This is a genomic window from Peribacillus sp. NPDC076916 (assembly GCF_050269675.1).
GTDB lineage: Bacteria > Bacillota > Bacilli > Bacillales > DSM-1321 > Peribacillus > Peribacillus aracenensis.
This window is the reverse complement of record NZ_JBNNIU010000002.1, coordinates 871,323-886,375: the sequence shown is the minus strand read 5'-3', so window position 1 is coordinate 886,375 and position 15,053 is coordinate 871,323. Positions and strand designations below refer to the sequence as shown.

The window sequence follows — 15,053 nt, the reverse complement described above, 5'->3', positions numbered from 1 at the left end:
CCTCCTTGATTAAATCGCTTTCTTTGCTGTCAAATAGCCGATTACCTGTTCAACGCACTCTTCAATGCTGTATTGGTCGGATTCTAAAGTGATTTCCGGTTGTTCTGGTTCTTCGTACGGAGAGTCGATTCCGGTAAAATCTTTAATGATTCCTTTACGTGCCTTGTCATATAGACCCTTAGGATCACGCACTTCACACTCTTCGATCGGACACTTTATGTATACTTCAATAAACTCCCCTTCTTCGAGTAAATCACGTACAATCTGCCGATCTGCCCTGAATGGAGATATGAAGGCAGTCAATACGAACTGCCCACTATCCACGAATAACTTGGAAACCTCACCTATCCGCCTTATATTCTCAGTTCGATCCTCTTCAGAAAAACCTAAATCTTTATTTAAACCGTGGCGGATATTATCACCATCCAATACATAACTTCGAATATTCCGATTATATAATTCTTTTGCGACCGCGTTGGCAATCGTTGATTTTCCGGAACCCGAGAGTCCTGTAAACCATAGAACTGTGCTTTCATGCCCGTTTTGCTTCCTCCGGAGCTCCTTGGTCAATGACGTTTCATGCCAAGTGACATTCGTACTTTTACTCATATAATAATCCCCCTCTTCATATGATCCTTCAATTTATGTCCAATCAGTTATAAACTTCATTCTTTTTCAGACCTTCGATCAACACCTCGATGACCTCTTTACGGCTAAAGGTAGCTGGAGGAATTTCTCCATTACGCAACATTTCCCTTACCTTCGTTCCAGACAGGATGACATGATCTTCCCTGCCGTGCGGACAAGTTTTAGCGGAAGCCATATTGCCGCATGCTTTACAGTAAAAACTATGTTCAAAGAATAATAACGTGATCCCTAACTCATCGGCGTTAAAATTCCCAAAGATTTTTTGGGCATCATATGTGCCATAATAATCGCCAACACCCGCATGATCACGTCCGACGATAAAATGGGTGCATCCATAATTTTTACGGACCATTGCATGGAAAATGGCTTCTCTAGGTCCTGCATAACGCATGGCAGCAGGGAAAACTGCAAGGGAGACACGATCCTTGGGATAATATTTCTCAAGCAGCACTTTGTAACTTTCCATTCTTACATCTGCCGGAATGTCATCGGATTTAGTGGCACCTACGAGAGGATTTAAGAATAAGCCGTCGACAATCTCCAATGCTGTCTTTTGAATATATTCATGTGCACGGTGAACAGGGTTCCTCGTTTGGAAACCGACAACCGTTTTCCACCCTTTTTCAGCAAAAGCTTTCCTTGTCTCGACAGGGTCCAGATAATTAGCTTGGAATAACGGACGCTCTATTCTCTTAATCAACTTTATTTCCCCGCCGACATATACATCCCCGCGGTTAAATAAATTTTTTACTCCGGGATGCTTCTCATCATCCGTTTGATATACTAATGTCGCTTCCGATTGCTTATCTGGAGTGTAAATATCGGAAACGGTGAGAACCCCATATGTTTCACCCTCATGAGTCAGCGTTACTTCTTCACCTATAGTAAGGGTTTCTGCAATTTCTTCGGTCAAAGGCAGCGTAATCGGGATGCTCCATACATGTCCGCTGCTAAGCCTCATATCCCTGACCACTGTCTCATAGTCACTTTTTGTAAAGAATCCCTTAATCGGACTGTAGGCACCAGTGCCTATCAATTCAAGATCACTTAAAGCGATTTCATCGATTTCGATTGACTTTGTTATTTTACTAAAATCATATTTTGGTTCCCAAAGATCGATTAATGTTCCTCCGTGCGGTAGACTGATTGTCATGCTAATTTCCCCCTATGGTTTCTATTTATTTAAGATAAATGCAATCCGCATTCCGTTTTTTGTGCTCCTTGCCAACGGCCTGAGCGTAAATCATCTGCATTGAATGCAGGTGCTGTACACGTTTTACATCCAATGCTAGGATATCCATTATCATGCAGGATATTATATGGAAGTCCGTTTTTGTGGGCGTAGCGCCAAACATCTTTCCATGTCCAATGTATGAGTGGACATATTTTAACCGACTTGAACTTATTATCCTTATTGATATACTCGGTTTTAGCCCTTGTTTCGGATTGCTCCCTTCGCAGTCCCGAAAGCCAGGCTGTTGCCGTTGAAAGCACATCGGTAAGCGGAATGATCTTACGGATGTTACAGCACTTATTGGAATCACTAAGCCATAATTCATCCCCATATTCCGCTGCTTGTTCTTCAAGCGTCAAGGCAGGTTTCTTCATTTCAATTGAAAGTTTTGGATAGCGCTTCTTCACCTGCTCGATCAATTGGTAAGTCTCTTCAAAATGAACATCTGTATCAAGGAAAACAATTTTTGCCGAAGGGTTGACCTTCGCCAATAAATCAGTAAGCACGATGCCTTCAATACCAAAACTGCAAGCATAAATCAGTTTGTTTCCATAATGGTCATTCGCCCATTGCAGAACTTCCAAAGCTCCTTTTGTGTCACTGTCTTCAGGAAATACAGGGAATTCCCCTGAATTGAAATTTTCATAGTTTATTAATCCAGCCAACTTTTGTAGCCCCCTCTAAAAACTTGCTGTATCAGGTTAGAGTAACTGTTGATCAATACCCGTTAATCTTCCCCAGTTTATTTGATTCTAGGAAAAAGAGACGAATCTAACCAATACTCTCTATATATCAGTTAAACCCGCCTCTAGTTTTTCTAGTCAGCAGATACCTTATTTAATTCTTAATTTTTCATTTCTTTCCATTTGAATGATTTTACCATCCTGGACTATAAGTGTAATGGATCCATATTTCATTGAATTAAGCATTTCTTGAAGTCGTTCAAATATTTCTTCAAGCTGATTCTCTTTATCCAAACCAGTTCCTCCTTTAAGAAAATCCGCGAATATTTTATTTTCGACGCTGATTAAATGAATTTCTTAGTTTTATATAATTCCATACAACCTTACATTGTTATGGTTTACCTGAAATTTTTCCAAAAACAAAAATCTTTCCATGATGGAAAGATCCCAAGGTAAATATCATTACCTTATCTTCCAAAATGATCAACATTTTGTTGGAGGTAGCACCTTGCATCCATCATGCAGGTTGCTGGACTTCAAAGGGCCAATTCCCTCCGTCGCTCTGGATAAGTTTTATTATTTTAAATATTAACATATATTTAATCCTTGTCAATGGAGTTTTCTTATAAAATAACTTGGTTTAATATTATGGATGAACTGTTATTTTTATACACACTATTCAATTTATGATTTTATGTTCATTTAAATACGAAAATAGACTCATTTTTTTAGATAAAGTCTCCAAAAAAATGAGTCTATTTTCATTAATAAACCTATTATGGACGGCTGTAATTACGTTAAGAAATACGTTTTAATGCCAGTCCTTTTGTTAAAGGGATTACTTGAATTCATTAATTTCTTAACTGTATCGCTTCTACAAATTCTTGAACTTGACTCTGGACACGATCAATTAAATGTGAATCATTAATCGGATTTTCAGAATTCTGTTTATCTATTTCCTTATCAACAAAATAAATGCCCTGAAGCGGCTCGCCTTTTAATATTGAGATTAATGGTTTAAGCGCATAGTCAATCGCCAATAGATGCCTGTTACTTCCACCAATCATGATTGGCAGAACTGGCTTACCCTTAAAAGCGCCTTCTGGCAGCAAATCAATCAAGGCTTTTAATACACCTGTATAAGAAGCCTTATAAACCGGTGAACCAATGATTATTCCTCTGGCTGCTTGAATTCTCTCTGAAAGTTTTAAGATATCTTCGCTATTATATTTCCCTTGGAATAAATCATCTGCTGAGAAATCCGTTATTGAGAAATAAGCTGTGGTAAATCCTTCTTTTTCGACTAATGATTGAATATGTTTTAGTGAAATGTCCGTTCTTGATGGAATAGCCGGACTTCCTGATAAAATTACGATATCGCTCATTTAATACCCCTCCATTGTTACATGATTTCCAGATAAAATCTTCTTAAAGCATTTCGTGCAGTATGCATTTATCGTAATAGTCTGAAAAATATAAGTCAAATCTTACACTCTGGTTTAATGGATTCACAAATTTGACTGCGTCGTTTCTGAATGCATATAAAACGGTCATATTTGCGGCTTGATGCACATGCCTTTAAATATGACCGTTTCATTATGTATGATTTTGTTTACCATGAATACCATATACCAAAAGTTGTGCAATGTTCTTAATTCGTTCAGAAGTAAAATACGGCTCCTTTTTTTGTTGATGGATCTCATAATGTGTAGATAATGCCAATGTAAAAGAAATGATCCCTACATTAAATAGGATAATGTCAGAGATATATTGTATCTCTCCGCTATCTATTCTCTTTTGTATTTCAATATGCTTGGCATTTGGCTTGAAAATCTGATCTATATATTGCTTTGAAATATCTTGATCGAATTGTGTTTCCCTAAATAATATTGAAAACTGTTCTTTATTCTCAAGTATTTTTTTTATCATGGTGCAAACATGATTCTCCACTAGTTCATCCGTGGCTAGATGGCTAGTCACATCTTCGGATTCCTCGTTTTCATCAGGGGTGATTGTAGCCAAAAGCAAATCTTTTTTGCTGTCAAAGTATTTGTAAATAGTAGCTTCGGAAACATTGCATGCAGAGGCAATTTCATTCGTTCTTGTCATATCAAAACCTTTAGTGGCAAAAAGAGTCCGGGCTACATTTATGATTCGTTCTTTGGTTTGCTGCCCTTTTTTCAAAAATATCAACCTTCTTTTATAAAGATAAGACCGGTTTCACCAATCTATTTCTATGATATCTCGGTGGTAGCAATCGGTCAATATTACCTTTGATTTGTTAGAATTAATATTCCCATATATCATAAATAGAAAACATCGTCTGATTGGGACGATGTTTTCTTTTTTTTTGAAAATCACTTAAAAGATGCATAGCCATCATCGACCATGACTACACTTCCATTAATCGCATCTGCTTCCTCTAACGATAATAGATAGACGGCATTTGCAATGGCTTCTGGCTTGATTAATTTACCGCGCATTTGACTTGCATTCAATTTATCGATGATTCCCATATCTTTATAGCCTTGTATGATAGGAGTGTCAACCCCGCCTGGCGCAATGCCCACTACGCGTATGCCATAAGCACCCAATTCCAAAGCGGCTGTCTGTGTCATCATTCTTACAGCGCCTTTAGTTGCCTGATAGGCAAAAGTCCCATGGGAAGCTAAGTAGCCAAACACGGAAGCAGTATTTATAATGACCCCCTTGTTATCTAGCTCCTTCATTTTCCGTCCTGCTGCCATGATTCCAAAAGCAACTCCGTGCTGGTTCACTCCAATCGTTTTGAAGTAACCCTCCATATCTTGTTCGAGAATCATACCGCCTCCACCAATGCCGGCATTATTAAACATGATATCGATCCTTCCGTATGTTTGCACTGCTTTATTGATTAACGATTCAACATCTTCCTGCTTAGAAACATCCGTTTTAACAAAGATGGCCTCTCCACCATCCACTTTTATCTGTTCAACAGTTTCCTGTCCCATTTCCTCATTAAAATCCGCAACGACGACCTTGTCCCCCTTTGCTGCGAATTTCAAGCATGTTGCTCGGCCAATTCCGCTTGCTCCTCCTGTAATAACTGCAACTCTTGCTGTCATTTCCATTCCCCTCTCGCCAATAAAAAGCATGTAAGTGATTACTTACTTTTTTCATTATAAAAGTAAAGGACAATGAATTCAAGCAATATGTATTTTTATAGTGTTAGGAGCATTCAAAATTGAAGCTGCCCTATTAATAGGACAGCTTCATTTGTTTAGCAGATTTTCAATTCGACCTTACTTACAGAGGTCTTCACCATTTCAATGAAGAGTTGCAGAAAACGATCATCACCTGTTAATTCTGGATGAAACGCACTGACAAGGACATGGTCCTGTCTTGCAGCCACTACATTCTCTTCATAAACAGCCAATACTTCTACACCTTCTCCAATTCCATCAGCAAACGGCGCCCGGATGAATACAGCCTTATAAGGACCTTCCATTCCTTTGATTGTCAGTTCAGCCTCGAAACTATCCCGTTGACGTCCAAATCCGTTCCGTTTCACGGAAATGTCCATTAGTCCAAGATAGGCCTTCTCATCGCCAGCCAATTCATTGGCCGCCAATACCATCCCTGCACATGTACCGAAAATAGGTTTTTTACCCTCGAAGAAAGTTTTGATTGGTTCCATAAATCCATAACGATCCATTAGCTTCCTCATCGTAGTGCTTTCTCCGCCTGGAATGATCAAGCCGTCGATTTCCAGCAACTGTTCCGGTTTTTTTACTATAATTGCTTGTTCGCCGGCAGCTTTGATTTGGTTCAAGTGTTCTTCAACTGCTCCCTGTAATCCCAAAACACCAATAGTTATCATATTACCATCCACGTTCCTGCATCCGTTCTGCCGGAGCTAGTTTGGAAATATCAATTCCTTTCATTGCACTGCCCAACTCTTTGGATAACCGGCCAATCAATTCATAATCGGTGAAATATGTAGTAGCTTGAACGATTGCCGATGCGAATTTTTCTGGATTTTCAGATTTAAAAATACCAGAACCCACGAAAACGCCATCTGCTCCCAATTCCATCATCAGTGCTGCATCAGCTGGAGTGGCAATTCCGCCAGCTGCAAAGTTAACTACAGGCAATTTACCTGTGCGTTTGATTTCTCTTAAAATTTCATAAGGGGCTCCAATATTTTTTGCCTCTGTCATTAATTCATCATCACTCATGATGCTCACTTTACGAATTTGTGACTGTACCTTTCTCATATGACGCACAGCTTCCACAATATTACCAGTACCTGGTTCTCCTTTTGTACGAAGCATTGATGCTCCTTCACCAATACGGCGTGCAGCTTCGCCTAAATCACGGCATCCACAAACGAAAGGTACGGTGAAATCACTTTTTAGAATATGGTATTCTTCATCAGCAGGAGTCAGCACTTCACTTTCATCGATATAATCCACTCCCATGGATTCAAGTACCCTTGATTCAACAATATGGCCAATCCTTGCTTTAGCCATGACCGGGATTGACACTGCATTCATTACTTCCTCGACAATTCGCGGATCTGCCATTCTAGCTACCCCGCCAGCCGCACGGATGTCGGAAGGAACCCTTTCCAATGCCATGACAGCGACAGCACCTGATGCTTCTGCGATTTTTGCTTGTTCAGCGTTAATGACGTCCATGATTACGCCACCCTTTTGCATTTGTGCCATTCCTCTTTTTACTGTTTCAGTTCCTAATAATTTTTCCATTTCTCTTCCCCCTAATATTTGCATTTTTTAGATTTGTTAGACTTAGTATAAAAAATAGTTGACCGCATTGAAAGTATCAGTTTTAATAAACTTAATGGGGTCAGCATAAAATTATTATAAAAGGTGGAAACAAAATGAATATGCTTTCTTGTGATTTAAATAGGTTAAGTGAAATACCTTTGTACGAACAATTATATTCACATATTAAAAAAGAAATCATTGATGGCCGTCTTCTTTACGGTACAAAGTTGCCATCCAAACGGAAATTGGCAGAGTTCCTTCAAATAAGTCAAAATACTGTCGAGACGGCATATGAACAATTGACTGCAGAAGGATACGTTGAAGTCATACCTAGAAAAGGGTACTATATTCAAACATTCGAGGATTTAGAATATACACAAACGAACCAAGTATCCTTGGAAAAAAACAATCATAAAAAAGGGGAATTACTGTATCATTTTCATCCCAGCCAAATTGACACGGAACACTTCCCATTTGAAAAATGGAGAAAATACACGAAAAGCAAAATCGATGAATCACATCAAGATCTTCTTTTACTGGGGGATTCTCAAGGGGAATATGAACTACGATGTGAAATTGCCCATTATTTGTATCATGCACGTGGTGTACAATGTGTTCCCGAACAGATCATCATTGGTGCAGGAATGGAAATTTTATTGCAGCAGCTTGTCCTCCTATTCGGTAAAAATGCCATCTATGGTGTTGAAGATCCTGGGTATCACTTGATTCACCGGATTTTGCGCAGCTACCCAAATGAAGTCCACCCCCTGCAAATTGATGAAGAAGGCGTAAAGGTTAACCAAATTGAAGATTCAAAGATCGACGTCGTGTATGTCACTCCCTCACATCACTTCCCAAATGGAACGATCCTATCCGTTAACAGACGGACGCGATTGTTGAACTGGTCCCAAGGGGCAACAAACCGTTATATTATCGAAGACGATTATGATAGTGAATTTCGTTATAGTGGAAAAACAATTCCTTCCTTACAAAGTATGGATGCTGGTGATAAGGTAATTTATTTAGGGTCGTTTTCCAAATCATTGATGCCATCGATTCGGATCAGTTATATGGTTCTTCCCGCTCCATTGTTACAAATTCATCAACAGGAATTATCTTTTTACCATTCCACCGTTTCCCGGATTGATCAGCATGTGTTGACACAGTTCATGAAGGAAGGGGATTTCGAAAAGCATTTGAATCGAATGAGGAAAGTTTACCGTCGTAAGTTGGATAAAGTGATCGATTTGTTTAAACCACATAAGCAAATAAAGATCATTGGTGAACGGTCAGGATTGCATATCGTCCTCATCGTTAAGAACGGCATGGATGAAGAGACACTTATTCAAAAGGCAAACGAAAATCATATTAAAATTTATGGACTATCGACATATTCTATTGAAAAAGTTGACGATGCCCCTCCAAAAATCATATTGGGCTTTGCAGGGATCCCTGAATCCGAATTGGAAAAGGCCATCCACCTTTTATTGGTCTCATGGGGTTTATAAAGAAAAAGAAGTTCACTGTCGTGAACTTCTCAGTTTGTCGACAAAAGGGGTTTGGAATGTATTAATTCCGAACCCCTTTTAATATTTTCTTGGAATTTTGCTCAAGATTAAGAGCTTGGGTCTCTACGAGCCCACTATGTTAGGCCATTTTTGGACCTTGCCATGTCCAATTGGCCATCTTCTTTAAATTCATGGAAGCGAAAGTAAGCATCGCCTGCATCGACAATTTTTTAAGTCCCCTTAATGTAGTCCAACGCATACCATGCTTTTCTTTTGCATCTGCGAATACACGCTCAATCGTTTCCTTGCGTTTCGCATAGATAGGTTTTACATCTTGATGATGACGCAGGTGATCTGCTTCTTCCATATTTTCTTGCCAGATATGGCGCGTCACCACTTTTTGATGGTCTTTGCTTTCTGTACACTGTGATAAAAATGAACATGTCTCACAAATGTGTTTGGGAGATTTGTACTCGCGATATCCCTCTTTATTTGTTGTTGAGTACTTTAAAATCTCTCCCGATGGGCAAAGGTAACAGTCAAAATGTTCATCGTAAACATACTCATGTTTGCGGAAGATTCCTTCTTTTGTTCGAGGCCGTGTATAGGGTATAGCCGGTGTGATTTCTTTGTCAAAGAGGTAGCTTGTAATGGCTGGTGTTTTATAAGCTGCATCTGCGGCAACGGCTTCAGGCTTTCCAACTTTCTCAATCACTTGTTCAACCAGTGGCTCTAACATATGGCTATCATGCGTATTTCCAGGTGTTACAATCGTCCCTAGCACAAAACCATTGCGGTCTGCAGCCGTGTGAAATGAATAGGCAAACTGTTTTGTCCGTTCATCTTTCACATAGTAACCACTCTCAGGATCTGTTGTACTTTCTTTAATCTCTTTGGTTTCTTCCTTATCAAATTTATCTGGTGGAAAAGGATTCTTTCCATGGTTTTCACGATCTTGATTTATTTCTTCTTGAAGGCGTTCTTGATACGCTCGTGTTTCCTTGCGAACGACTTTCTTTGCGAACTTTCGCTTATTTGCACTGGCTTTCACATGAGTGGAATCAACGAATACATGCTCAGCACTTATTAACTTTCTTTCGGGAGCTGTCATTAAGATGCGATAGAAAATCTGTTCAAACAGGTCAGTATCTTTAAAGCGTCGCTCGTAATTTTTCCCGAACGTTGAGAAGTGAGGCACTTTATCATGGAAACCGTAACCTAAAAACCAACGGTAAGCCATATTCGTTTAAACTTCTTCAATTGTTTTACGCATCGAACGAATACCGAAGGTATATTGAATGAATGTCAATTTAACTAAAATAACTGAATCAATACTTGGGCGCCCTTTCTCTGAATACATATCTTTCACCAAGTCATAAATGAAAGTGAAGTCAATGGCCGCCTCAATTTTACGAACCAAATGGTCCGCTGGCACCAGTTGATCCAAAGTAATCATTTCAAGTTGATCTCGCTGAATAGAATTATGTTTCGAAAGCATCGTCATCACCTCAAGTTTTAATACTCCTATTTTAAAACAAAAAAGACTGTAGGCAAAAGCGGTTATATCTAATTGTTAAAACAAAGTTGATTGGAGCGGGTGTGCGAGACTCCTGCGGGAAAAGCGCGTCCAAGGGAGACCCCACAGGCGCAAAGGCGCCGAGGAGGCTCCCGGACCGCCCGCGGAAAGCGAGTGCCTGGAGTGGAAATCAACGTTCGAATTTTTAAAACCCCCAAAAAAACTGTAGACAAACTCGATTTTCATCGAGTTTGTCTACAGTCTGAGAAGTTCACTGTCGTGAACTTCTTTGATCTTGTCTAATAAAATGAGGTTCGGAATGCTCTCATCCCGATTCCCTTTCATGATTTTAATACAAGACTTTTATTTATGATGAAACCGTTGAAGAAATTTGCGACACTCCGGCCGAATGTTATTCCAATACTCATTCCTTAATTTCCGGTTTAATCGTCAGCAATTGAATATTTTTTCACTCGCAAGCATTACATAAACTGCAATAAAGATTTCAATTTTCACTTTTTAAGAATAATCAGCTTAGAAAGTTAAATTGACTTTTAATTTCCCTCGCACGCTATTAATAAACCAAATTTCATCTGCGTTATTTAGGTCATCCTTTGAAATGGTTTTTTCTTTGATTTCCTTCTTCCTGATCAAGTCTTGACGAAATGTTCCAGCAAGGAGACCTGAGTCCACCGGAGGGGTATAGAGTTCACCATTTATCTTCACCACTACATTTCCATTCGTGAATTCGGTGATGAATCCTTCTTCATTCCAAAGCAGAACATCCTGGAAGTCGGGATTACTCATTTGAAAGCCTTCATATACATCACGATTGGTGGTCTTATGAAATAGAAATGGATTTGCACTTGATATTGGAGTTTCAGCCAAGATGGCCGTAAATTCTGAATCAAGGGGCTTGATTGCTTGTCCGGAGACTTCAATTTCACCATTTTCATTAAGTAGTACCCTTACCTTTTGCAACGTCCCATGGTTTAATTCCGCATACTTTTGGAGTCGATCTCTTACATACAATTCAGAGAATCGGTAATCGAAGTAATCAGCGGATTGTTTCATCCGATCGATATGATCATTCAACAAATAATATTCGCCATCCTTGAGTTTAATCGATTCCAATAGTTTGTAAGCAGGCCTTTCCACCGTCAATAATTTGGCTTTTAAAAAGGCTTCGTCATATTCTTCCGATAACTCGGAACCCCAGGTGATTCCCCCGCCTACCCCATACTCAGCTTTTCCTGTTGCCTCATCGATCACGACTGTACGAATCGGTACATTAAAAACGGCTTCGGATTCAGGGGTGATAAACCCGATTGCACCGCAATAAACTTCACGTGGTGAATTCTCGATATCAGCGATGACCTCCATCGTTTTTATTTTAGGTGCACCTGTTATCGATCCACATGGAAAAAGTGCCTTGAATATATCAATGATTGTTGTTTCGGGATTCGTATCGGCTGTAATCGTGGATGTCATTTGCCAAACGGTCGGATATTTTTCAATTGCCTTAAGCTGTGGAACCTTGACGCTTCCAGGTTCTGCAATCACTCCCAAATCATTTCTCAGTAAGTCCACAATCATGTAATTTTCAGCTTGATTCTTTTCCGAGGCTGCTAACCAGTCTGCATTGAGCTTATCCATTTTCAGTGTCGTTCCCCGTTTTACCGTTCCTTTCATTGGACGAGTAATCAGCTGACCATCTTCCCAACGGAAAAACAACTCGGGTGAAGCCGATAGGATTCGATGTGTCCCCACATTCAAATATGCACTATAGTTCGAGCGTTGGGCTCTCTTCAAGCGATTAAAGAAAGCGAAGTCATCTCCTTCGAACTGGGATTGCAAACGCATCGTATAATTGACTTGATACGTATTGCCTTTCTCGATTTCGGATTTTATTCTTTGAAATCCGGAATGATACGTATTTGAATCCGTTTCTGATTGCCACTCAGCTAAATTAAAAGCCCCGGTCATTTTTTCAGGTAATTCTTCTTCCGGTTGATCAAAAATCCCGAACCATAATAATGGCATTTTGGCCCCATCTTTTACTTTAAAAGATTTTTCAAAAGCAGGTGCCGCTTCATAGGAAACATATCCCGCTGCATAATACCCCTGTTGAATCGCTTCCTGGACTTTTTGGAATTGGGGAAGGACATCCTCAATTGAATGGGCGGTGAACACTTTTTTCGGGTTCGTAAAATAAAGAGGCCGGCTGTCACCTTGTTTATCTGTGAAGTGAAATATTAAGGATAAAGGATCTTCTCGTTTCATTCTTCTCTCCTAACTATGTTTATGAAGACAATCGGTATGTATTTTATAAAAAAGCTTGCAGACACGTAATCTGCAAGCTCATTCTTTGACACTTATTTCATTCCAGTAACTTCTGCAATGATTTCATAAGAACGAAGGCGTGCTTCCTGATCATAAATGGCAGAGTTTATAATCATTTCATCCGCCTGTGTTTCATTTAAAAATGCCTGCAACTGCTCTTTAACCTCTTTTGGATTTCCTATAATGGAAGCGTTCAGCTGCTTCATAACAATGGCCTTTTCATATTCTGTCCAAAGGCCCTCCATCGTATCAACTGGAGGAGCAAGTTGACCAGGCGTGTTCCGTATCAAATTCAAGAACTGCTGTTGATAAGATGTAGCGATCCTTTGCGCTTCTTCCGTAGTATCAGCTGCAAATACATTGATACCAACCATGACATAAGGTTTATCGAGAACATCGGATGGTTGGAAATTATTGCGGTAACGAGCTAAAGCTGGTTGAGTGTTTTCAGGGGAAAAATGGCTTGCAAATGAAAATGGCAATCCCAGCTGTGCTGATAATGCTGCACTGAATCCGCTTGAACCAAGCAGCCAAATCGGGATATCCTGTCCTTCGCCAGGGATGGCACGAACACGATTATGTTTAGAGTCCGCATCTAGATAGCTACGGAGCTGTGCCAATTGTTCAGGAAAATCCTGACCGTTATTACGTACATCACCCCGGAGTGCCATGGCTGTAAATTGGTCGCTTCCCGGAGCGCGTCCCAGTCCTAAATCTATTCTACCAGGATACATTGCTTCCAATGTTCCAAATTGTTCTGCGATAACCAGCGGTGCATGATTCGGTAGCATTATGCCTCCAGAACCTACACGAATTCTTTCCGTCCTACCTGCAACATAGCCTATAAGCACTGACGTTGCAGAGCTTGCAATCCCAGGCATGCTATGGTGTTCTGCAACCCAGAAACGGTTGTAATTCCATTGCTCCACATGTTTAGCTAATTCTACTGTATTTTTAAAAGCTCCCGAAACTGTACCACCCTCAACGATTGAAGCCAGATCCAGAACGGAAAAAGAAATGTCGCTAAGTTTTTTAACTTGTTGATCAGCATTCATATCTTCATCTTCTTTCTTTCAATTATGATTAATTGGACGCAAAGCCATCATATAGAAAATGCACACAAAATGCACATAAAATGCTCGGATTAACTGTTAAGAATTTCCCTGGCAATCAAACGAAACGAATTAAGCCGATCCTCCAACTTATGAGTGATGGTTATCAGCATGATTTCATCAGCTTGATATTTCTCCTGAATCTCCAAAAGCCGATTCTTCACTTGTAAAGGGGTACCAAAAATCAGTTTTTTATCCAAGGTTTCCATCAGTGCTTTTTCTTTTTCAGTCCAAACATGGTTCCTTACCTCTTCAATACTTGGAACCTGCGTTCTTTCCCCTTGACCACTTTGAATTTTCCATAGAATGTTGCTAAGAGCGATTTCTTTTGCATGTTCCTCGGTTTCTGCGCATATGGCCGAAACCGTAACGATCGTTTTAGGTGCTTTAAGTAACCCTTTTGTTTGAAAGTCCTCACGGTACTGGTGAAAACTCTGCACGCCATCATTTTCACTCATGAATTCACCAAACGCGTATGCAATGCCATTCTCAGCGGCAAGTTTTGCACTTTTCCCACTTGTCCCCAATATCCATGGTTCAGGCGGTTCCATTGGGATAGGAGCAGCAGAGAGATTTGAAAAAGGATGTTTCTTTGGAAATTCATCTCTTAGAAAATACAACAGTTCTTGAACAAGTTCTGGCATTTTGTAAACATTCTGAAGGAAATTATCGGATAATGCCATCGTTGCTTCGGCAGAGCCACCAGGAGCACGACCCAGTCCCATATCAATCCGTCCTGGAAAAAGTGTTGCAAGCATATTATAAGTCTCTGCTATCCTATATGGCTTATAATGCGGAAGCAGCACTGCCCCTGATCCAATCCGGATATTTTTTGTTTGTGCACCAATGTAGCTTATCAAAACCTCTGGAACGGAACAGGCCAATCCCGGCAGATCATGATGTTCAGTTAACCAGATTCTGCTATAACCCAGTCTATCCCCTTCTTGTGCTAGTTGTAATGATGCCTGCAATGCTTCTTGTGCTGACTGTCCCGATGCAATTGGGGATTGATCCAAAATGCTCAGTTTCATTTTTTTTTACCGCCTTTCTTGGCTTTCGTAACTTAATGGTAAATCATAACTAGTCGAAAGTCGCTTGAAACGCTTGCTTTGTTATTTTAGTTTGCAGCCTTTAACGGATATTATTAGGGGCTGAAACTAAATCGGGGAGTAGAAGCGGATGATATATTCTAGCGAGTTATTTGGTTTAATACATTAATTGCGCATGTGCTGGCTTAAGG

Annotated in this window: 13 protein-coding genes, 1 pseudogene and 1 riboswitch; of the genes and pseudogenes, 1 reads left to right on the top strand and 13 read right to left on the bottom strand. The window is 39.9% G+C overall.

Going from position 1 to position 15,053, the window contains the following annotated elements; translation table 11 throughout:
- Nucleotides 1–9: 9 nt before the first annotated feature.
- From cysC to pdxS, 9 genes are all read right to left on the bottom strand, one after another.
- Nucleotides 10–609, bottom strand: a complete 600-nt coding sequence (cysC, locus tag ACQKFG_RS09200) for an adenylyl-sulfate kinase (RefSeq protein WP_192204936.1) — start codon at nucleotides 607–609, stop codon at nucleotides 10–12.
- 43 nt (nucleotides 610–652) lie between these two features.
- On the bottom strand, nucleotides 653–1,801 hold the full coding sequence (sat, locus tag ACQKFG_RS09195) for a sulfate adenylyltransferase (protein WP_427558080.1): 1,149 nt from the start codon (nucleotides 1,799–1,801) through the stop codon (nucleotides 653–655).
- 29 nt (nucleotides 1,802–1,830) lie between these two features.
- Entirely contained in the window at nucleotides 1,831–2,535 is a 705-nt protein-coding gene (locus ACQKFG_RS09190) for a phosphoadenylyl-sulfate reductase (protein ID WP_260288317.1), read from the bottom strand.
- 180 nt (nucleotides 2,536–2,715) lie between these two features.
- The gene (locus ACQKFG_RS09185) at nucleotides 2,716–2,859 is read right to left on the bottom strand and encodes a YezD family protein (RefSeq protein ID WP_072273036.1); all 144 of its coding nucleotides are present in this window, start codon (nucleotides 2,857–2,859) and stop codon (nucleotides 2,716–2,718) included.
- Between the two features lie 170 nt (nucleotides 2,860–3,029).
- Nucleotides 3,030–3,138, bottom strand: a riboswitch (SAM riboswitch).
- Between the two features lie 278 nt (nucleotides 3,139–3,416).
- Nucleotides 3,417–3,950, bottom strand: coding sequence for an NADPH-dependent FMN reductase (gene ssuE / locus ACQKFG_RS09180; RefSeq protein WP_192204939.1), 534 nt, complete (start codon nucleotides 3,948–3,950; stop codon nucleotides 3,417–3,419).
- A 211-nt stretch (nucleotides 3,951–4,161) separates the two neighbouring features.
- Nucleotides 4,162–4,749, bottom strand: a complete 588-nt coding sequence (locus ACQKFG_RS09175; RefSeq protein WP_192204940.1) for a TetR/AcrR family transcriptional regulator — start codon at nucleotides 4,747–4,749, stop codon at nucleotides 4,162–4,164.
- 173 nt (nucleotides 4,750–4,922) lie between these two features.
- Nucleotides 4,923–5,669, bottom strand: coding sequence for an SDR family NAD(P)-dependent oxidoreductase (locus tag ACQKFG_RS09170; RefSeq protein WP_342613929.1), 747 nt, complete (start codon nucleotides 5,667–5,669; stop codon nucleotides 4,923–4,925).
- Nucleotides 5,670–5,824: 155 nt separating this feature from the next.
- Nucleotides 5,825–6,424: a pyridoxal 5'-phosphate synthase glutaminase subunit PdxT gene (pdxT, locus tag ACQKFG_RS09165; protein WP_427558249.1), complete on the bottom strand. Its 600-nt coding sequence runs from the start codon at nucleotides 6,422–6,424 to the stop codon at nucleotides 5,825–5,827.
- A gap of 1 nt (nucleotide 6,425) precedes the next feature.
- On the bottom strand, nucleotides 6,426–7,313 hold the full coding sequence (pdxS, locus tag ACQKFG_RS09160) for a pyridoxal 5'-phosphate synthase lyase subunit PdxS (RefSeq protein WP_192204942.1): 888 nt from the start codon (nucleotides 7,311–7,313) through the stop codon (nucleotides 6,426–6,428).
- A gap of 134 nt (nucleotides 7,314–7,447) precedes the next feature.
- Between pdxS and ACQKFG_RS09155 the strand changes: the two genes are divergently transcribed.
- Entirely contained in the window at nucleotides 7,448–8,842 is a 1,395-nt protein-coding gene (locus ACQKFG_RS09155; RefSeq protein WP_427558075.1) for a PLP-dependent aminotransferase family protein, read from the top strand.
- A 139-nt stretch (nucleotides 8,843–8,981) separates the two neighbouring features.
- Here the strand turns inward: ACQKFG_RS09155 and ACQKFG_RS09150 are convergent.
- From ACQKFG_RS09150 to ACQKFG_RS09135, 4 genes and pseudogenes are all read right to left on the bottom strand, one after another.
- Nucleotides 8,982–10,340, bottom strand: a pseudogene (locus ACQKFG_RS09150) (IS1182 family transposase).
- Between the two features lie 552 nt (nucleotides 10,341–10,892).
- On the bottom strand, nucleotides 10,893–12,641 hold the full coding sequence (gene pabB / locus ACQKFG_RS09145) for an aminodeoxychorismate synthase component I (RefSeq protein WP_427558072.1): 1,749 nt from the start codon (nucleotides 12,639–12,641) through the stop codon (nucleotides 10,893–10,895).
- 92 nt (nucleotides 12,642–12,733) lie between these two features.
- Nucleotides 12,734–13,756 (bottom strand): LLM class flavin-dependent oxidoreductase, encoded by a 1,023-nt coding sequence (locus ACQKFG_RS09140; RefSeq protein ID WP_427558069.1) that lies wholly within the window; start codon nucleotides 13,754–13,756, stop codon nucleotides 12,734–12,736.
- Between the two features lie 89 nt (nucleotides 13,757–13,845).
- Entirely contained in the window at nucleotides 13,846–14,844 is a 999-nt protein-coding gene (locus tag ACQKFG_RS09135; protein ID WP_427558066.1) for an LLM class flavin-dependent oxidoreductase, read from the bottom strand.
- Nucleotides 14,845–15,053: the final 209 nt, after the last annotated feature.